This is a genomic window from Metabacillus niabensis, assembly GCF_902829255.1.
Taxonomy (GTDB): Bacteria; Bacillota; Bacilli; order Bacillales; family Bacillaceae; genus Metabacillus; species Metabacillus niabensis.
Genome location: NZ_CADEPK010000051.1, coordinates 35,087 through 53,583 on the forward strand (window position 1 = coordinate 35,087; position 18,497 = coordinate 53,583).

20 protein-coding genes are annotated in these 18,497 nt (G+C 35.1%); 6 read left to right on the plus strand and 14 right to left on the minus strand.

Annotated elements, in window-relative coordinates; translation table 11 throughout:
* Window positions 1–28: 28 nt before the first annotated feature.
* On the minus strand, window positions 29–1,417 hold the full coding sequence (locus tag HU235_RS06970; protein WP_174879752.1) for a glycoside-pentoside-hexuronide (GPH):cation symporter: 1,389 nt from the start codon (window positions 1,415–1,417) through the stop codon (window positions 29–31).
* Between the two features lie 803 nt (window positions 1,418–2,220).
* On the opposite strand from HU235_RS06970, the gene xylA reads away from it, so the two are divergent.
* Window positions 2,221–3,540, plus strand: a complete 1,320-nt coding sequence (gene xylA / locus HU235_RS06975; protein ID WP_174879738.1) for a xylose isomerase — start codon at window positions 2,221–2,223, stop codon at window positions 3,538–3,540.
* 71 nt (window positions 3,541–3,611) lie between these two features.
* Here xylA and HU235_RS06980 read toward each other — a convergent pair whose 3' ends face one another.
* From HU235_RS06980 to HU235_RS07015, 8 genes are all read right to left on the minus strand, one after another.
* Window positions 3,612–4,133, minus strand: a complete 522-nt coding sequence (locus HU235_RS06980; RefSeq protein ID WP_095297367.1) for a GNAT family N-acetyltransferase — start codon at window positions 4,131–4,133, stop codon at window positions 3,612–3,614.
* A 303-nt stretch (window positions 4,134–4,436) separates the two neighbouring features.
* The gene (locus tag HU235_RS06985) at window positions 4,437–5,222 is read right to left on the minus strand and encodes an arylamine N-acetyltransferase family protein (protein WP_174879739.1); all 786 of its coding nucleotides are present in this window, start codon (window positions 5,220–5,222) and stop codon (window positions 4,437–4,439) included.
* A 53-nt stretch (window positions 5,223–5,275) separates the two neighbouring features.
* Complete coding sequence (locus HU235_RS06990) at window positions 5,276–7,189, minus strand: endonuclease MutS2 (RefSeq protein ID WP_174879740.1); 1,914 nt, start codon at window positions 7,187–7,189, stop codon at window positions 5,276–5,278.
* Between the two features lie 496 nt (window positions 7,190–7,685).
* Window positions 7,686–8,468, minus strand: a complete 783-nt coding sequence (locus HU235_RS06995; RefSeq protein ID WP_095297362.1) for a GNAT family N-acetyltransferase — start codon at window positions 8,466–8,468, stop codon at window positions 7,686–7,688.
* Between the two features lie 45 nt (window positions 8,469–8,513).
* The gene (locus HU235_RS07000) at window positions 8,514–9,029 is read right to left on the minus strand and encodes a hypothetical protein (RefSeq protein ID WP_095297360.1); all 516 of its coding nucleotides are present in this window, start codon (window positions 9,027–9,029) and stop codon (window positions 8,514–8,516) included.
* Window positions 9,030–9,176: 147 nt separating this feature from the next.
* A complete protein-coding gene (locus HU235_RS07005; RefSeq protein WP_174879741.1) occupies window positions 9,177–9,338 on the minus strand; it encodes a DUF4153 domain-containing protein in 162 nt (53 codons plus the stop codon).
* Between the two features lie 168 nt (window positions 9,339–9,506).
* On the minus strand, window positions 9,507–10,130 hold the full coding sequence (locus HU235_RS07010; RefSeq protein WP_145581375.1) for an HAAS signaling domain-containing protein: 624 nt from the start codon (window positions 10,128–10,130) through the stop codon (window positions 9,507–9,509).
* The gene (locus tag HU235_RS07015) at window positions 10,127–10,459 is read right to left on the minus strand and encodes a PadR family transcriptional regulator (RefSeq protein ID WP_095297354.1); all 333 of its coding nucleotides are present in this window, start codon (window positions 10,457–10,459) and stop codon (window positions 10,127–10,129) included. The genes HU235_RS07010 and HU235_RS07015 overlap by 4 nt, the downstream gene beginning before the upstream one ends.
* 186 nt (window positions 10,460–10,645) lie before the next feature.
* Between HU235_RS07015 and HU235_RS07020 the strand changes: the two genes are divergently transcribed.
* From HU235_RS07020 to HU235_RS07035, 4 genes are all read left to right on the plus strand, one after another.
* Window positions 10,646–11,320: a response regulator transcription factor gene (locus tag HU235_RS07020; RefSeq protein ID WP_174879742.1), complete on the plus strand. Its 675-nt coding sequence runs from the start codon at window positions 10,646–10,648 to the stop codon at window positions 11,318–11,320.
* The gene (locus HU235_RS07025; protein ID WP_174879743.1) at window positions 11,310–12,674 is read left to right on the plus strand and encodes a sensor histidine kinase; all 1,365 of its coding nucleotides are present in this window, start codon (window positions 11,310–11,312) and stop codon (window positions 12,672–12,674) included. The genes HU235_RS07020 and HU235_RS07025 overlap by 11 nt, the downstream gene beginning before the upstream one ends.
* 144 nt (window positions 12,675–12,818) lie before the next feature.
* The gene (locus HU235_RS07030) at window positions 12,819–13,319 is read left to right on the plus strand and encodes a hypothetical protein (RefSeq protein WP_174879744.1); all 501 of its coding nucleotides are present in this window, start codon (window positions 12,819–12,821) and stop codon (window positions 13,317–13,319) included.
* Between the two features lie 15 nt (window positions 13,320–13,334).
* Window positions 13,335–13,991 carry a PspA/IM30 family protein gene (locus HU235_RS07035; RefSeq protein WP_174879745.1) on the plus strand — a complete coding sequence of 219 codons (657 nt, stop codon included), beginning with the start codon at window positions 13,335–13,337 and terminating at the stop codon, window positions 13,989–13,991.
* Window positions 13,992–14,121: 130 nt separating this feature from the next.
* Here the strand turns inward: HU235_RS07035 and copZ are convergent, their stop codons facing one another.
* Both copZ and HU235_RS07045 read right to left on the minus strand, forming a co-directional pair.
* On the minus strand, window positions 14,122–14,328 hold the full coding sequence (gene copZ, locus HU235_RS07040) for a copper chaperone CopZ (protein ID WP_174879746.1): 207 nt from the start codon (window positions 14,326–14,328) through the stop codon (window positions 14,122–14,124).
* A gap of 16 nt (window positions 14,329–14,344) precedes the next feature.
* Window positions 14,345–14,668 carry a metal-sensitive transcriptional regulator gene (locus HU235_RS07045; RefSeq protein WP_174879747.1) on the minus strand — a complete coding sequence of 108 codons (324 nt, stop codon included), beginning with the start codon at window positions 14,666–14,668 and terminating at the stop codon, window positions 14,345–14,347.
* Window positions 14,669–14,911: 243 nt separating this feature from the next.
* On the opposite strand from HU235_RS07045, the gene HU235_RS07050 reads away from it, so the two are divergent.
* Entirely contained in the window at window positions 14,912–15,229 is a 318-nt protein-coding gene (locus tag HU235_RS07050; RefSeq protein ID WP_095297340.1) for a putative periplasmic lipoprotein, read from the plus strand.
* 32 nt (window positions 15,230–15,261) lie between these two features.
* Here HU235_RS07050 and HU235_RS07055 read toward each other — a convergent pair whose 3' ends face one another.
* From HU235_RS07055 to HU235_RS07065, 3 genes are all read right to left on the minus strand, one after another.
* Window positions 15,262–15,795, minus strand: a complete 534-nt coding sequence (locus HU235_RS07055) for a hypothetical protein (protein WP_174879748.1) — start codon at window positions 15,793–15,795, stop codon at window positions 15,262–15,264.
* A 222-nt stretch (window positions 15,796–16,017) separates the two neighbouring features.
* The gene (locus HU235_RS07060; protein WP_095297336.1) at window positions 16,018–16,308 is read right to left on the minus strand and encodes a DUF3817 domain-containing protein; all 291 of its coding nucleotides are present in this window, start codon (window positions 16,306–16,308) and stop codon (window positions 16,018–16,020) included.
* A gap of 392 nt (window positions 16,309–16,700) precedes the next feature.
* Window positions 16,701–18,497: methyl-accepting chemotaxis protein (locus HU235_RS07065; protein ID WP_217451419.1), on the minus strand; the 1,797-nt coding region annotated here is incomplete at its 5' end.

An 18,497-nucleotide genomic window follows, 5' to 3' on the forward strand; every position in this document is an offset into this window, starting at 1 on the left:
GGTCTGACTATTATGGACAAGGAGAAGACTAAGCCTTTCCTACATTTACTGCCCGTTCTTTTAACGCATTCAAAATTTTTGAATGCTTTTTTTCATCTAAATTATAAAAATTAATATCAACCAAGGCTAAGATTAACGTGATAGCTGGTATAACAGCTGTTGCAATAAGAATACCTGTTAAAGCATATGGCGTTTGTGCTTCGTTAGCAACATATCCAAATTGTGAAAGGACAACACCAGGAATTGCTCCACCTAAGGCCATCCCACATTTAAAGAAGAAACCAATAATGGCATATATTAATCCACTTAAACGTTTTCCAGTTACATATTCACCATATTCTATCGTTTCCGGAACTAACGCCCACATAAATGCCCCTGCAGTCAATGTCCCTAAAGCGGTTACAACACGAGATATTAAAATCAAGCTTACCATACTAGCTGGAATAACTAATAGGGAAAGTGTCCCGATAATACTTAAAATTAGTGATAGATTTAATAGCATCTTTTTCCCTAATTTTTTATTGAGAATTGGGATTAGTGGAATACAAATAAATGCAGGTAATGAACCTAAAACTGTATATAAACCAACTAAGTCCTCTCTCCCCATATTGTACGTAACATAGTAAACGCCTATTGAACTGCTTATCGAGTTCACCCCAAAGATAAGGACAAAGAAAATACTTAATACAACAAGCGGACGGTTTTTTCTAAACTGCTCGAAAATATCTGAGAACTTAATCTTTTCTTCGTTAATTGGTTTAACCCGCTCCTTTGTACTAAAAAAGCAGAATAAAAGTAATAATGCACCTACTGCTCCAATAATCCCCATTGTCAGCTGCCAGCTTCTTGACGGACTTGTAAATTCCGCAAAAAAATTTGATAAGTAAGGGACGAAATAAGAAACGATAACTCCACCTAAATTTGCAAATATCATTCTTACCGATGTTAAACTAACAATCTCTGTATTATTAGCCGTTATTGCAGGTGTTAACGCTGCATATGGAACATTTACAAACGTATAAACGATTGATAATCCAACATAAGTAACATAAGCATAGATTAATTTTCCACCTTCAGAAAAATCCGGTGTTGTAAAGCAGAGAAAAGCTAAGCCTGCAAATGGAATAGCCCAAAATAATAAATAAGGTCTAAATCGCCCAAATCTAGTATTTGTCCGATCTACTAATGTACCAACCAACGGATCACTAATTGCATCGATTATTCGAACAACAAAGAACATTGTTGCAGCCGCACCTGCAGAAATCCCATAAATATTCGTGTAAAAAAATAATAAGTAGATTGAGATTGTTTGATAAATCAAATTACTCGCCAAATCCCCTGAAGCGTAACCAACTTTTTCAATCATTCCGATTTTTGCGTTTTGTTGTAATGAGGCTTGCTTTTGAACGCTTTGCATCATATGTCACTCCTTATGTGTGATAAACATTAGAATATAAAAAGAAATTTTAATATTACCCTCTAAATAAAGGGCTTTCAAAATTAACTCTGTATTTTCTCCGACATCTTCAAAAAATACGATCGGATAAAAAAGAAAGATCACTAAGATGAAAAGAGTAGATAAAACAAATTAAAGCGCATTCATTTCACTTCTAACAATCTAGCGAAATAAGGGTCAAGTAACTTCTACGAATTCTCAACGATTCAGTAGAGAATAGTTTATTTACATAGAAAAAAGATCCTACAGCTCAAACTTAGTATAGTGAGTAAACTAACTTAAATCAAAATTAACATAAATTTTAAACTATTACAATCAATAATTAGAAAAAAGATTATATTTTGTTATATAAATAAAATATTCTATTCAGCAAATCCCAACCACTATACATCCTTAACTATCATCTATACCTTTAAAACGAAACAGTTTTATTAGGTTCATAACTTTTTTTAGTCGGCACAATTCAACATCATTATCTATCTATTATTATTTTTAATAAATAAGTTTTTATTAAAAAATTTTCCTTATTTTCTTTTTATCTTGCTGTCTATGTCCGCAAGATGCTTAACATTTATTAATAAAAAAGCAAAACAACCATTAGCCTTCATTGAAAAAAACTTAGTTTATTCAATAGACAAACTAAGTTCAACTTGTTATACTAGCAATTGTTACAGAGATTTTTCAAGTTTTGTAACCGCTAGAAACGGAAGAGATCACACATTTAGGTTAGTTTTTACTATCAAATTTTCTCGGAGGTCAATAATATGAGTTATTTTAAAGAGATTAATAAAATTCAATATGAAGGTGCTGGATCTAAAAATCCTTTATCTTATAAGTATTATAATCCTGAAGAAGTCATTAACGGTAAGACAATGGAAGAGATCCTTCGTTTCTCAGTTGCATATTGGCATACTTTTAATGCAGATGGTACAGATCAATTTGGAGTTGGAACCGCTATTCGACCTTGGAATCATTTGACTGGCATCGATTTAGCAAAAGCACGTGTAGAAGCTGCATTTGAATTTTTTGAAAAGCTTAATGTTCCATTCTTCTGTTTTCACGATGTCGATATTGCACCAGAAGGATCAACTTTAAAGGAAACGTATCAAAACTTAGATATAATTGTTGCAATGATAAAAGAGTATATGAGTACTAGTAAAACAAAACTATTATGGAACACTGCAAATATGTTCACTAATCCTCGTTATGTACATGGTGCAGCTACTTCCAATCATGCAGATGTTTTTGCTTATTCTGCTGCTAAAGTGAAAAAGGGCTTAGAGGTTGGGAAAGAGCTTGGTGCTAAAAACTATGTATTTTGGGGTGGACGTGAAGGATATGAAACACTTTTAAATACAAACATGAAATTAGAGCAGGACAACTTAGCTCGCTTCTTCCATATGGCTGTTGATTATGCAAAGGAAATTGGTTTTGATGTACCTTTCCTTATTGAACCGAAGCCAAAAGAACCAACAAAGCATCAATATGATTTTGATGTGGCAACTGGTCTAGCTTTCTTACAAAAATATGATTTAACAGACCATTTTAAATTTAATATTGAAGCAAATCATGCGACACTTGCTGGTCATACGTTTGAGCATGAACTACATGTAGCACGTATCAACAATATGCTAGGTTCTGTTGATGCAAACCAAGGAGATGTATTACTTGGCTGGGATACAGATGAATTTCCAACAGACTTATATTCTACAACACTAGCAATGTATGAAATCTTGAAAAATGATGGATTAGGCAGTGGCGGACTTAATTTTGATGCAAAGGTACGTCGCGGCTCATTTGAAGTAGAAGATCTTTTCCATGCACATATCGCGGGAATGGATAGTTTCGCCATTGGATTAAAAGTAGCGAATAAGTTATTAGAAGATAAAGTATTAGAAAACTTTATTGAACAGCGCTATAGCAGTTATACTGAAGGTATCGGTCTTGAAATTGTCGAAGGCAAAACTGATTTCAAAAAATTAGAAGAGTATGCATTACAATTAAACGAGATTAAAAACCAGTCTGGTAGACAGGAACGTTTAAAAATGCTTGTTAATCAATATATTCTTGAGGCGTTAGTATAAGCGATTTTCCTATTATATGCATGAAGAGGAATGGATGATCTTTCCTCCTCATGCTTTTTAAATTTAACTTTTTAGGAAAGCTGCTTTTCAAAACAAAGATATTCTTGATGTCCCTCAGGCTTTGTAGTGAAAAAGATATTACCTCGTAATTGATAACCGAGCTTTTTATATAAACGTACTGCTTTTTCGTTTCCTAAATATGCATCCAATCGGATACTATCATACCCTTGATCAGAAGCAATCTGTTCACATCTTTTTACAAATTCTCCCCCAAGCCCTCCACCTTGAGCTTCTGGATCAATCATTAGAGAATGGATAATAAGTGGTTTATTCCCTACCCATGGGACAGCATTCCACTCTTCATCCTGGAACTCATTAAGAACAACATGACCGAGAATTTCCTCGTCCCTTATAAGAACATACAACTCGTTTTTATCGATACATTGCTGAAAATACTCTTTATTAGGATACCTGTCATCCCATTGTAAGATGCCTTCTGCCTCTAATTGTTTCCGACACCTTATGTAAATGGAATTTATCGTTTCTAACATTGACTCTGTTGCTACGATTAGCTCTAATTGTTTTGTTTGCATTCAAATACTCCTTATGTTTCTACATTTTTATATTGGCGCTGTTATCCTTTGTTGCTTATTTCCTCTTGCAATGCTCGCTTTTCACATCACAAACTCCCCTTATAGTATGCTGCGGTTAAGGAATACTATGATAAAAACCATTCACCTTTAATAATTTTCTCTACTTCTTCTCTCCAACATTTTTATATGCCAACAAAATAGAGACCATATCATATTAGAGATATGGTCAAAAAACGTACGTTTTCTATACAATCCTTCTAAACCTATGTCTTTATTGATACTCGCAATGCACTTATATTATTATTAATGATATTTTATTCCAAACCGTTCATTCACGATTTTTTCAAAGTCTTCTGCTGAAATTTCCCGTTTACTTTCCTTCCCATTAACCCATTCTGTTAAAGAGGTATCAGTTAAGGTGACACTACCGTTATCTGTAAGACGTGTGACTAATGGTCTCTTATTAAAAGGAGAATTTTGATGCTCGACAATGATCGTTTGCACTTCATTTAAATCCTCTATATTTTCATATTTAACAGTTGAATCAAATACATAGCCAATTTTCCAGTCTCTATCCTTATGCTTTAATTTCATATGGAAAATATAATCACCTAATTCATTTTCAACCTTTTCAATTCTAAACTCCCCATTATCAGAAGTGACAACTTCACCGTTAAATGGGACTGGAGCTAATGGTAAATTTCCGCCAAAACCAGTATCAACAATGTAAAGCTGCCTATGATGTGTTAGCAATATTGCAACATGGGTCCTACCTATCGTATTCCATGCCTGCTTCTCATGATTAAATGTAATGCCACGGATTAAAGAACAATTAAAACCATTTTCTTTTAAAAATAAATAAAGGATGGAATTAAGGTCATAGCAAAGCCCACCACCTTGCTTATTGATGATTTTATTTATCAGGTATTCTTTAGTCAAACGAGTTGTTTCTTTGGCAATAATCGGCAAATTTTCAAAGGCAAGAGCTCTGGCAGTTTTCTCAAGAACCGTATTTAATGTATCGAAGGTTATAGCTACATTTTCCGCAAGGCCGATCCGTTGACGAAATTGTACATTCAAATTACTCATTGATCATTCCTCCTCCAATTTAATGATAGCGAAGTTGTTGCTGGAATTACAAATCATTCCCCTTCTCCATCCTCATATTGAATTGAAATATCTTCTACATATTTTCTGCTCATGAGCTTTTTCTTTTTTCTTATTTCCTTTTTCTCAAAAACCTGATCTAAATCATAGTTTTCAGGATATAATTCTTTAGCATCAATAAATGGCTTCACACGCTTTTGATTGATCGTTATTTGTTTATTTTTTACGAGTAATTCCATCTCTCCCCTAGAATTCACTTCAGTTTTAATGATTCCCTTTGTTTGAAGATGTGGAATCCAAACTGCATCACCAATTTTGTACTGAGAAAGGCGATTGTTTTCCGATTTCTTTACTTGCTTCTTTTCATTTCCCACTTTTACATTAGCTCTCGTCTTAGGAATGATCGATGTTTTTTCCTCCCGATGCTGTGAAAAGGAAATTTCCTTAGCCCTTTCAATAATCTCCATTGGTAAGCCTAGTCTTTGAGCAATTGAAAATGCTTGACTCTCTCCTCCCTTCCCAATGGTTAGCTTATAAAGTGGCTGTAATGTTTCAATATCAAAATCCATTGACCCGTTTTCAAACCCTTCTGCTTTTTCTGCAAAATCCTTCATCTCACTATAATGAGTTGTCGCAATTAACAAAGCACCTGATTGGTAAATGGCTTCTAATATCGAAATCGCTAGACCCATTCCTTCTCTGGGGTCAGTCCCCGAACCAACTTCGTCGAGAATAACAAGCGTATCCTTTCTAGCCATTTTTAGAATTTCCTTCACTTGTTGAATATGCGAGGAAAAGGTACTTAATGATTGCTCAATGCTCTGATGGTCACCAATGTCCACCAAAATATTTTTTACGATACAAAAATGACTGCTTGGATTAGCAGGTATATGAAGCCCTGACTGAACCATCATGGCGAGCAATCCGACCGTTTTCATCATAACGGTTTTTCCACCAGTATTTGGACCTGTTATGACGAGTGCTTGATACTCCTTTCCAAGTGTCATCGTTAACGGCACTGCTTCAACTCCGAGCAATGGATGTCTTGCCTGTCTAATATCATAGCCACCATCTTGGTGAACTTGAACTTCATTTCCTCCGATAGATTTACTAAATTTTGCTTTAGCAAAAATAAAATCATATGCAATCATGCCTTCAATATTAATTAATAATTCCTGCTTATGCTGCTCTGTCATTTCTGCTAACTGACCAAGAATTTTTTGAATTTCTAACTCTTCTTCAACCTTTAAAAAGGTTAGCTCATCTTGCAATTTTTGTATATCATTCGGCTCCATATATACTGTTTGCCCGCTTGATGATTGGTCAATGATGACCCCAGCGAATTTTCGTTTGTATTCATTTTTAATTGGAACGACATATCTTCCATTTCGTACACTTATCACTTGATCCTGCATGTAAGGTGAGGCAGATTTCATTATTTGAGCTAGCTTTGTTTTAAGCTTCTCTTCAATAGTAACGATTTTATTTCTTGTTTTCATTAACGCTCTTGATGCATAATCATCCACCTTGTTATTGCGAATGCATCGGGCAATTTCATCTGCTAGCTCGGATAATTCAAAAAGAGAATACGCATACGAGCTTATCGTTGGTGCATGATATTCCTGCTTAAGCATAAACCGTTTTATTTTCTTTACAGCATCAAGAAAGGAGCCTAAAAAGCCAAATTGCTCAGCTGTTAGCAAATATCCTTTATCAACAAGGGCAACAATTTGCTCAACACCATGTAAGGAATGAACTGGAATGCTCGAAGATTTTTCAATGATTTTGCTCGCCTCTGTTGTTTCATTAAGCCACCGTTTAATCGTGCCTTCCTCATAAATAGGACGGAGCTCTCGTGCTCTTTGCTTGGCCTCTTCGCTCATTGCAAAGCTGCTTAATATCTCTAAAACCTTATGAAATTCTAAATTTTCAATTGCCGTTTTATTCATTTTGAAAACCTCCAAATAATTTTAAAATTAAGGAAATGTTTAAATTTATCATTGATTTTCTAGACTCAGTTCAATAAAATAACCGACAGCAAAAATGCATAAAGGCATATTTAACAAAGCTAGAAGATCAAAAAAAGGTGATGAACAATTCGTTGTTCATCACCTTCTCTCAAATAGCATACTACACCTAAAAAGGCATATTACACCCATAAAAAAACGTGCTTTAAACAAAGCACGGATTAAATACGAGCATATGCAAAGAGATCACAAATGTGTATGATAACCGTTTTGTTCTTAACCTTCTACAGAACATACTCAAATAAACCTTTAACCTCTTAAAAGTTTTTTCAGTTTATTCATGTAGATGAAGTATTTACTTCGATTAGTTAAGAACAGTTACCCTCACAAAAAACATCTCCTAAATTTTGTTACAAATAACATAACAAAGGACGACCCGGTTTGTCAATGTAAGTTTTGTTTATGTATGGATTACAAATTAATCACCGTTTTTAATTTCCTTTATACCTTTGCCACCGTAAAAAGCGTGGCCTGTCTTTATGACTGCTACGGTTTCAAATCCTGACTTTTGATACACCTTTTCAACCCTTTCATTAATTGGCATAACCCAAAAGTTAGCAATTCCTCTTGCTTTGACTTCCTTTTGTAAATAAGCAATTAATTGACCAATAAGTCCTTTCCCACGATATTCCTTTAAAGTCGCAACACTTTCTAGCCTTGCATCACGGCCATTTTGAAAAATACATGCTGTTGAGCAAGGAACACCATCATACTTTAAAACATAGTGAGTAAATGCTGGGTGGGCAAATTCCTCTTCAAAAGCTTTTTCACGAATCGCCCCTCCCAATTCTTGAATTTGACATTCAATTTGAATCGCCTCATGCTTTGTTTCAGCTGTCACTTGCTCAATTTTTACTAGTGGATTTCCTTTGAGCTCTACATTCCTTTTCCAAAGTTGAACAGGACTGTCAAATGACTCGAACCGAAAGCCTCTTTCCTTCAAAACTTCTAAAAAATCCTGGTATCCTTCATTCAACGTAAGATAGAATCTCGGAACTAGATTTTTCTCTTGATAAAAGGTAATGACCTCAGCAATAATCTCTTCATATTGACCGGTAAAAGTTGAAATATATGCATGGTTTGCATCATAATAATCTGGCTGACGTTCATTATAAAAAAGATATCCCCAGCTTGTCTGTTGCATTGTTGAAAAGGTTGATACATACGCATTATCTAGCGCTTCTAAATCTCTATAATCCATAACTGCCTGACCCCTATTCGTTACTATTCTAGTAAAATCGTACCTTTATTCATGCACTCTTACAAGAAAAAATTGTAATTTCTCTTCCTTCAGCGCAAACTCAATCATAATTCCATTCTGTTTATCGAAATAACCAAGAGCTGTTACTCCCCCCTCCTCACGCTCATAATAATGTTCCCCATAGCTTTCTATTATTCTTGTCTTTTTATCTCCAATTTTTACACCTTTAACAGTTTGAAAAGTAGGATCTGCCACAAAATACTCAATTATCTTCCTTTGTTCATTCAATACAAACCTTAATTCTTCATTTTGATAGGATAGATGAGACACATTTGGTTGAACGATTTTTTCCAATTTCTCAGGCTTGCCAAATACATTGATAATTCGCTCCTCTGTTTGGCCAATCGCTATTTTGTTTATCGATTCAGTTGTTAAGTCTGTACTAGTAATCTTTTCGTAAAAGTCATCTGCTGTTTTTGCAAAGGGATCACACCCAATAACAAAGGATAACAAAAGAAAAATACTAGAAAACATGAGATATTTATAAATTCCTATTGGCATATTGCTCCTCATTCATTCTCGCTCCGATTCCATTTCTCAAGCAACCGCTTTGCTTTTACTTGCGAATAATTGTAAAACTGCCACTCATCAGAAATCGAACGCATTTCTGATGCTTTCTCCTTTAACAACTGATGAATATTTTCATTATCATAGTATAAGCGTCGGAATCGCGTCACTTAATAAGGTAGATAAATAATTTTTATCAAGCCTACCTGTTTCCTCATAACGCTCAAGATTTTTAACGACAATTAATTTGTTAATATTTAGATAATTCACGATTACATAACCAGCTAAGCTTACAACAAACATTGCTCTCAATTTTTGTTTAACAAGTAATTAAAAACACCCCCTCACTAATACAAATAAAAAAGTTTTTCCAAGTTTTATCCACACAAACCATCCCTTCATACATAGAATTACTATGTAGTAATGAAAAAAATTAGAAGCAGACTCTCCTAAAGAACTACTTCTATTTGTTTACACAGAACGATGAACACCAATATGATAAAATAATTTACTAATCGGATAAATAAGAACAGTCATAATGACACAAATTGTAATAAATGATGGTGTTAAAATTGGCTGAAACCACTCAGTTGGTATAAAGTGAAACAGCGTCATCATCATAAGCAGCACATTTGGTATCAAACTAATAAATACAGTCTTTGAGAAAACCTGCTTCCCTAAAAGTCCATATTCCCTACCAATTTCGAAACCTAGCATCATCCAAAAGACGGTATATATAATGACAATCGTTAATGGAATTTGTGCTAACAGCCCCCATGCTTCAGAAAGAAGCGAATCCTCATAAAGATGGTAGCAGACAGTTAATAACGACCCGATAATAAAAAACATAAAGTTACAAAAGACAAAGTTGCGACTAACAAATCGGACAGCAATCGGTTGTACCTCTTCGTATTGTTTAGCTATATCAAGCGGATCACCTAATTGTGTAATGATCTCGTCTATCGTTAAATGAGGCATGTCAATTCGCTTTTCTTCAATATGTATTTCATATTCGCGGATTACTTCCTCTTTATCAACCGAATTCGGTAATGCTTGTTTCAGCGTCTCAAGAAACTGTTCCATTATTTTAGTCATATAGAATCTCTCCCAATGATTCCATTCATCATCGAGACAAATTTGCCCCATTCCTTCGTTTTCTCAGATAAAATAACTTTACCTTCTTCTTTAATTTTATAATATTTACGTGCAGGTCCCTTTTTTTGCTCCTGCCAATAGGTTTCAACATAGCCCTTTTTTTCTAGCTTGTGTAATGCAGGATATAGCGTACCCTCTTTCACTTCTAAGGCATTTCCGCTCCTTTTTTCCATTTCCTTCACTAATTCATAGCCGTACATATCCTTCTCATTTAACAGCTGCAATAAAATTAATGACGTACTGCCCTTAATTAACTCTCTATCAAACATAATTTCACCTACCTCGAATATTTAGGTATATTCTATTTCCTTATTTTACATTGTATTGAAGAAAAAACAAGTATCCCTTTTCTCTATATTTTCATTTTATTTTAGTAGGATATGTACATATATTTCGATAAGTGTTTACACCTAGTGAAACATGATAATATGTGGAGGGAAAGGAAGTAGGAAATCATGCATGTATTATTAGCTGAAGATGATCTGAAGCTTGGAGAGCTTACAACATATATGCTCTCAAAAAAAGCTAAATATGAAGTAGATTGGGTACAAAATGGTGAGGATGCCTACGATTATGCGATTGCTACCCACTATGATGTTTTAATTTTGGATTGGATGATGCCAAATGGTGATGGTGTCGAGGTATGCCGTAAACTTAGAAAAGAGGGCTATGGTGGTGCTATCCTCATGCTAACAGCCAAAGATAGCATCCAAGATCGTGTATTAGGTCTTGATGCTGGTGCTGATGATTATCTTGTTAAGCCTTTTGAAATTGAGGAACTCCTTGCTCGTCTCAGAGCATTAACGCGACGAAACTTTTCACCAATACGCGAAGAACAAGTAACAATTGATGGTATTATCATTAATCGCACAAGCCAAACAATAAGCAAGGATGCAAAAATCATTCAACTTACACCGCGAGAATTTCAACTGCTTGATTTATTAGTAGATAATAAAGGACAGGTTTTAACGAGGGAGCTTATCTTTGAACGGATTTGGGGCTATGATACAGATGTATCATATAAAACAATTGATGCGACCGTAAAATTGCTTCGAAAAAAGCTTGCGAAATTTAGCAAGGGTACGTGGTTACAAAGTATTAGAGGAGTTGGGTATAAGCTTGAAACGTAAAAAAACAAATGTCTTTCACCAAACAGAACGGACTTTGACCTTAAGGTACAGCTTTCTTATTCTATTATTCCTTTTCGTTTTTATTATTCTTTTATATAGTATTGTTTATTTCTGGCTTACTGCTGATATAAAGAAAGAATTACGGGATAAAGCACAGCATGAATTACAGCCAGTTGAAAAATATTTAACTGGAAGAAATGATGGTCCTGATGATCGAAGAGGCGATCCAAAAGTTGCAGAAACGGATAGCGAACAATTATTTTACTATGTCACGAATACAAATGGAGATGTGATTATTCAAGACGCACAGCTTCCCCTCTTGCATACAAGCTTTATTCACTTTATTTCAGAGTGGCAGCCAACGCGTGAGGAATTACGAAGGGAAGCCTTGATGATTGATGAAAAGCTCCTTTTGAAGGATGATGCAGAGTTTGCAACCTATGTGCCCACTGAAGCAAAGCTGCAAATTTTTATGATTGCAAAGCCGATTTATGAACGTAATCAGCTTGTTGGGTATTTGTATATTGGCCATAATGCTACAAATCTATTTCAATTGCTTTCATCACTTCTTCAAATATTAGCTGTTATCGCATTTATCTTTTCAGGAATTGCTTTTTCTCTTAGTCGCATTATGTCAAAGCGCGCAATGGTGCCAATTAAACAGGCATTTGCAAGACAGCAGGAGTTTGTTGCTGATGCTTCGCATGAATTAAGAACGCCACTTAGCGTCATGCTTTCATCTATTGAGCTGCTTGAAATGGAAGAGCAGACAGAACAAGATAAAGAAATGGCCGTTAAAACCATACACAACTTAAAAGAAGAAGTGAAACGAATGACAGGACTTGTAAGTAACTTACTTACACTTGCAAGATCCGATTCAGCGCAACAAAATGTAACGATGGAAGCTTTTGATTTATATCAGGTCGCTAAGCAAACGATTCACACATTCGAAGCCCATGCCCATACAAAAAATATAACACTACAATTAAAGAGCCCTAACCCATTACAAATAATTGGAAATATAGAGCTGCTAACACAGCTGCTTTATATTCTCATAGATAATGCGATCAAATATTCAGAGTATAAAGGTACTGTTACGTTAGCAATCTCTAAAGAAGGCAATCAGCTCTTACTTACCGTTACCGACAACGGTGTCGGCATTGAGGAAAAGCATATTCCTCATCTATTCAAGCGATTTTACCGTGTTGATAAAGCAAGAACCAGGCAGGAGGGCGGTTACGGCTTAGGACTTTCTATCGCAAAATGGATCGTCGATACCCATAATGGAACGATTAACGTTCAAAGTAAATTACATGAAGGAAGCACATTTATCGTAAACCTTCCACAAAAATAAGATAATTTTACCTTTGGGGACTGTCCCTCCAACTCGTTGGGGACAGTCCCCTTTTTTATCTTTTTTGAAACTCTCGCTTTTTTCACCGTCTTTTCACTAAACTTTATTATATTAATCACAAGAAAAGCACGAGGAGGTGAAAAAATGAAACAGAGAAAAAGCCCTCTACTTTTGATAGGAATTGCGGTGATTGGACTTATTGTCCTTTCAATTTGCTTTTCAGCCCTTTGGCATTTCTTAACACAGACTATTTTCTACTATCACATGGACTCACAACTCGGACATGGTCGAGATGTTTTTCAACCAAGAGGGGCAGGCTTTATTGGCCACGATTTCGGGTTCAGCTTTTCTTTCCTATCATTGCTAGTTAATATAGGCATCATCACCTTAGGCTGGTGGATTTTGAAAAAAGCAAATGGAGAAACCGTAAAAAAATGGGTAGGAATAATTCTTCTCCTCGGTGGATTATGGGCAATCCTTCCGAAGATTATTGCGATTCCACTAGTATTGATCGCTTTATACATCACATTTAGAGGATGTAAATCGAAGGAAACAATATTCGAGGAACAAGTGAATGCTACTTATCCGATATATAACACAGCTTCTCACAATATTCTTGATGAGTGGGAACGTAAAAACAACTAAGGAGGAAATAAAATAATGGGGATTTTTAAACGAGTAAAAAGAATTGCAGTAGCAGATATGAATTCAACGTTGGACAAGCTTGAAGAGCCTATCAGCATGGTTAAGCAATATATTCGAGAGCTTGAGGGTGAGATTGAAAAAGCACAATCAGCCTTAGCGAAACAGCTTTATTTTGAACAAAAGCATGAAGAGCACATTGAACAGGTACAAAAGATGATTGCTGATCGCAAAAGACAGCAGCAATTAGCAATAGATAAAAACAACGATGAGATGGCAAAACTAGCCATTCAAGACCGACTAGAAAACGAGAAAAAACTAGAGGTTCTTAAACAACAGCTTATTCGGATAAAAAATCAAACAGAACAATTAAAAGCACAGGTTATCAAATTACGTGATGCTTATACTGACTTACAAAACCGAAAAGCAATATTATATTCTAGAGCAAATACTGCAAAAACTACTAATCGCATTAATCAAACACTTGCTTCCTCACAATCTAAAAACATTATCAATGGTTTTGCGAGAATGGAAGATAAAGTGCTGCGCATGGAGGCTCATGCCTATGCTTATGACTATGTTAACGAAACAGAGCTTCAAAGCGCTAAAACCTTTTCACCAGAGGTTGAAGAAGAGTTTATGAAAGCAAAAGAAGCAACAGCAGCAAATCAATAAGCTTTTAAACAGAAGCTTTCGTCTTAAACAAACGTTTTTCTCAAAATGTGTAAGTATACCCTTCGATAATATTATTGGAGTCTGTCAACTCCTCTACGCTTAAAGACAGACTCCATGTTTTTCTTACAACTTAAACGACATCATATCCTTGTTCTTCAATTGTCTCAACAATTTCCTCATTTGAAACTTTATCCTTCTCAAAGCTTACTTCAACTTCACCTTTATCTAACAAAACTTTTACATGTTGAACACCTTGTAAATTCCCAACACTGCCTTCGACTGCATTGACACAATGTTGGCATGACATACCTTCTACTTTAAATGTTTTTGTTTCCATTTTGATTTGGTGCCTCCTATTTTTTCATTAATCTTTGGACGGTTATTAACAACTCGTCGATAATTTCTTCGTCACCCTCTTGGATTCGTTCAACTACACATGTCCGTAAATGTCCTTCAAGCAATAACTTGCCGACACTATTTAAAGCCGATTGAGTTGCTGAAATTTGCGTAATGACATCATCACAATACGTATCCTTTTCAATCAATGATTTTATTCCGCGAATTTGACCTTCAATTCGATTCAATCGAGTAATCAAGTTTTTCTTTACTTTATCAGAATGATGACTCGTCCTGTGATGTTCATGCTTATGCTCATGACTATTTGGCTCATTACTCATAGAAACATCCCCCTTAATGAATACTAAATTTAATGTTCTTATATCTATCGTTTATTTTTCCTAAATAGTCAAAAGAGACTATTGTGATTCACTGTTAAATGTACTATACCCCTCTATAGTATATGATATTCTGCTAATTTTATCTATCCTTTTGAATAATCGCTCTCATTCAGGAGAATAAACAAACATAAACATAATATATATATCATAATTGTTAATCGAAAGGAAATGGGGTAGTCATCAATGCAAAAGCTTTTTGTAACGGTTCTCATCCTTTTTCTCCTATCAGGCTGTGGTACAGATTATCATTCTAATACGATTACTTTAGCTAGTCAAAACAAAGAAAAGGTAATCGAAACGGAAGCGATATACATCGGCTTGATTGATTCACACTCAATCGAAGTCTTCATCAACAAAGAGCCTTATGCACTCCAAATCAATGAAGCTCAACAGGAAATTGCTGAAAAACTCCCTACGAAAAAAAGGATTTCCATCAAGTATTATTATGATAAAAAAACAACACAATACCAATTATTAAGCATTCAACAAAAAGGGGACTGACCCTAATTATTAGAGTTAGTCCCTATCAAAGATTAAATTTCATTTTCAGTAGTTGACGATGTTGATTGGCTTTCCTGCAATTCGGTTTGAATTTCTTCTATCGTTTTGCCTTCAGTTTCTATACCGGCCTCTTCCGCTTGCTTTTTAACATCGTCCACATTCAATTTGCCACCGTCCTTACCCATTTCAGGCATTGCTTCTCTTAATTCCTCTTGAATCTCTTCAATTGATTTTCCTTCCGTGTCAATTCCGGCTTGTTCAGCTCTTTCGATAATTTGTTCATCTGTCAATTTCTCGTTAGGATTTGGGCGTATTTCCTTCATTTCCTCTTCAATTTCCTCTATCGTTTTTCCAGCTGTATCAATTCCGGCATTTTCAGCCATCTCAATTATCTGTTCATCAGTTAGCTCTTCTTCAGCAAATCCCTGTCCACCATTTTGCTGCATTTCTGGATTCCCATTTGCCTCACTTGCTTCCTTAGATGCTTCACTTTCATTTCCACAGCCTGCTAGTAAGAAAATTGCTAGCATCGTGCTGCCAATTACTATATTTAATGAACGACTCATTTAGCTCCTCCTTTATTCCTTGCTTATAAATGAATATACAGGGGAAATATGTCAGGAGGATGTCAGACTTAATAATTAGTAAATAACTGTATTGCAAAAAGAACTATTTTCGATAGGCTCCATCTATAACCGGCATGTTTAACAACAATCTCTTAGAAAAGGACTAAAAAAAGAGGTTGGTTCAAAGCATGTAGCTTTTCTTAACCAACCTCATATCATTCACTAGCTTTTCGTTCTTAACTGTTTGTCTAAATAAAATGTCCCAAATGGAATAAATGATAAAAATACAGCCCAAATTCCCCATAAAATAGACCAGCGTTTTTGAAATTTGACAAAAGCTACAAGGATGACAAATGCAACAAATAGAAATCCATGTAAGCCACCAACGATTGTTACAGCGATCGGAAAATCAAAGAAATATTTTAATGGCATCGCAATAAGCAATAAAACTAAATACGAAATCCCTTCCAAAATCCCTGAAAAACGCAAAACTCCTACCGAACTGTTAAACACCAAATCAACCCCATTTTCACATTTTATATGTTTATTATACAAGCTCCTAGCTAGCGAATAACGAAAATGTTTGACAATTTTGCTAATAACAAATAGTTTGCAACTTTTTCAACGGCTGTTTTCGTATACTTTGTTGTTTTTATTAGAAGTTGCTTTGATTATTAAGTATTGTCTCTGTTAAACTTGCTGTTGATTTCAAACTGCAGGCGGTTCGTTCTCTGCTTTAACTCAACCGTCTGTTGGTCTCCCGATTCTCTATTCTGGAGTCTCACGCCCTCACTCCAATAAACGAAGTATTTATAAATTTAGAAAAGAGCTATACAATTAACAACTAGATGGATTGGTATAGTAAAAAATCAGCGAGAATTTGTCCCGCTGATTCATTTTAACCTTTATTTTATTTTAAATTTATTAATCGTTTCTTCTAATTCAAGGATCGTATTTGATAATGATGCTGCTAAATCGCCTAGTTCTTCGGCTGATGCTGCTTGCTCTTCTGTTGTTGCTGTTACTTCCTCTGTTGTTGCTGAAGAAATTTCTGCAACCTCAACCATTTCATTGATTGCGATTTCTACCTTTTCTTTATTTTGATTGATTTTTGCGATCGAGGCTTCAACATAATCGATTTCACTAATAATTGAATTGGTTCCTTCAAGAATATTTTCGAACGCATCCATCGTATGATGAATGGAATTTGTTTGTTCCTTAAATAAGGAGATCGTTGTTTTCACTAGCTCTACAGATTTTCGCGTTTGGGTTAATATACTAGCGATAACAGTTTCAATTTTTAATGAAGAGCTCTTTGTTTGATCTGCTAGCTTCCGTATTTCTGAAGCAACTACTGCGAATCCTCGTCCTGCTGCCCCAGCCCTTGCCGCTTCGATACTCGCATTTAATGATAAGAGATTTGTTTCTTCACTAACGCTCTTAATCATTTCAACGATGTCTTTAATCTGGGCGATTTCACGGTTAAGTGCATCCATTGTTGTATCAACCTGTCCGATGTTTGTTCCCATTTCTTCATTTTTATCAGTTAATTCCTTAATCGTTTCAATCGATTGGCTACTAAGTTTTTTCGTTGTTTCTGTAATCGTTTGCACCTTTTCCATATTATGTGCAACTTCATTAATTTCACTAGATAATTCCTTCATTTCGCGATTCGTTCTTTCAGAGTAATCTACCTGGCTAACAGCACCCTTTGCAACTTCCTCTATCGCTGAAGCAATTTGCTCAGTTGCTGCTGCAGATTCTTCTGCAATCCTTTTTAAATCTACAGCACTCTTAACCGCATGTGTAGAGACTCGTTTATTTTCTTCAATCATATTCGTAATATTATCAATCATTGTATTGTAGCTTTTGCCAAGTTGTCCAACTTCATTTTTATATAAATAGTCAGCGCGATCAGTTAAGTCTCCTTTTTCCGCTTCCTTCATAATCGCAACAATTCGATTAATCGGTTTAATCATCCCTTTTGCTAATAGAATGCTAGCAAAGACAGATAAAAGAACGAACAAAGCAATTATTCCATAAACGAGATAAATCACTTGATTAATTTCTTTCATTAAATATGCTTTGGATGTAGAAACGGAAACCTTCCACCCATTACTGCTATCACTTACAGATACTAGGTGGCTATCTTTCTTATCAGATTTATACTCTGTTCCAACGAGCTTCTGATTATTACTTGCAATAATAATACCTTCATTATTTATTACTGAAATCTCTCTTCCTGTATTCTTTTCTTCGACTCCTAATACATCGTTAAAAAGTTTGCTATCAGCCATAAGAATCAAAGTTCCGAGCCGGTCATATTCTCTATATAGATAAATATTTTCAAAGTCTTTTTCAACCCCTGAGCCCCAATAGACAGCTCCAGATAACTCCTTTACCTTTTCAGGGATGTCTGAATTTAAGTAGTTTTCTAATTTAAAATTGCTTGTCGAATCTGATTCACCATATAGCATACCTTCTTCATTGACAAAGAGCATGCCTCGTGCAAATTTATTTGTAAAAGTAATACTAGAAAAGTACTCCGTCGCCTCTCTTTCCTTCATGAGGATTTGAAACTCCGTTAACCCTTCATTGTCTTTAAGCGTTTCCATAAAATCCATATTTGAAAATGGGACTATTGTTAAGTTCTCAAACTCTTTAAGCGAATTGTTCACATTTTTTGTCACTTGAGTTCCTAT

Excerpts from the sequence above, each read along its gene's own strand:
- HU235_RS06970 (WP_174879752.1), bottom strand. The coding sequence starts at position 1,417 with ATGCAAAGCGTTCAAAAGCAAGCCTCATTACAACAAAACGCAAAAATC.
- xylA (WP_174879738.1), top strand. The coding sequence starts at position 2,221 with ATGAGTTATTTTAAAGAGATTAATAAAATTCAATATGAAGGTGCTGGA.
- HU235_RS06980 (WP_095297367.1), bottom strand. The coding sequence starts at position 4,133 with ATGCAAACAAAACAATTAGAGCTAATCGTAGCAACAGAGTCAATGTTA.
- HU235_RS06985 (WP_174879739.1), bottom strand. The coding sequence starts at position 5,222 with ATGAGTAATTTGAATGTACAATTTCGTCAACGGATCGGCCTTGCGGAA.
- HU235_RS06990 (WP_174879740.1), bottom strand. The coding sequence starts at position 7,189 with ATGAATAAAACGGCAATTGAAAATTTAGAATTTCATAAGGTTTTAGAG.
- HU235_RS06995 (WP_095297362.1), bottom strand. The coding sequence starts at position 8,468 with ATGGATTATAGAGATTTAGAAGCGCTAGATAATGCGTATGTATCAACC.
- HU235_RS07000 (WP_095297360.1), bottom strand. The coding sequence starts at position 9,029 with ATGCCAATAGGAATTTATAAATATCTCATGTTTTCTAGTATTTTTCTT.
- HU235_RS07005 (WP_174879741.1), bottom strand. The coding sequence starts at position 9,338 with ATGTTTGTTGTAAGCTTAGCTGGTTATGTAATCGTGAATTATCTAAAT.
- HU235_RS07010 (WP_145581375.1), bottom strand. The coding sequence starts at position 10,130 with ATGACTAAAATAATGGAACAGTTTCTTGAGACGCTGAAACAAGCATTA.
- HU235_RS07015 (WP_095297354.1), bottom strand. The coding sequence starts at position 10,459 with ATGTTTGATAGAGAGTTAATTAAGGGCAGTACGTCATTAATTTTATTG.
- HU235_RS07020 (WP_174879742.1), top strand. The coding sequence starts at position 10,646 with ATGCATGTATTATTAGCTGAAGATGATCTGAAGCTTGGAGAGCTTACA.
- HU235_RS07030 (WP_174879744.1), top strand. The coding sequence starts at position 12,819 with ATGAAACAGAGAAAAAGCCCTCTACTTTTGATAGGAATTGCGGTGATT.
- HU235_RS07035 (WP_174879745.1), top strand. The coding sequence starts at position 13,335 with ATGGGGATTTTTAAACGAGTAAAAAGAATTGCAGTAGCAGATATGAAT.
- copZ (WP_174879746.1), bottom strand. The coding sequence starts at position 14,328 with ATGGAAACAAAAACATTTAAAGTAGAAGGTATGTCATGCCAACATTGT.
- HU235_RS07045 (WP_174879747.1), bottom strand. The coding sequence starts at position 14,668 with ATGAGTAATGAGCCAAATAGTCATGAGCATAAGCATGAACATCACAGG.
- HU235_RS07050 (WP_095297340.1), top strand. The coding sequence starts at position 14,912 with ATGCAAAAGCTTTTTGTAACGGTTCTCATCCTTTTTCTCCTATCAGGC.
- HU235_RS07055 (WP_174879748.1), bottom strand. The coding sequence starts at position 15,795 with ATGAGTCGTTCATTAAATATAGTAATTGGCAGCACGATGCTAGCAATT.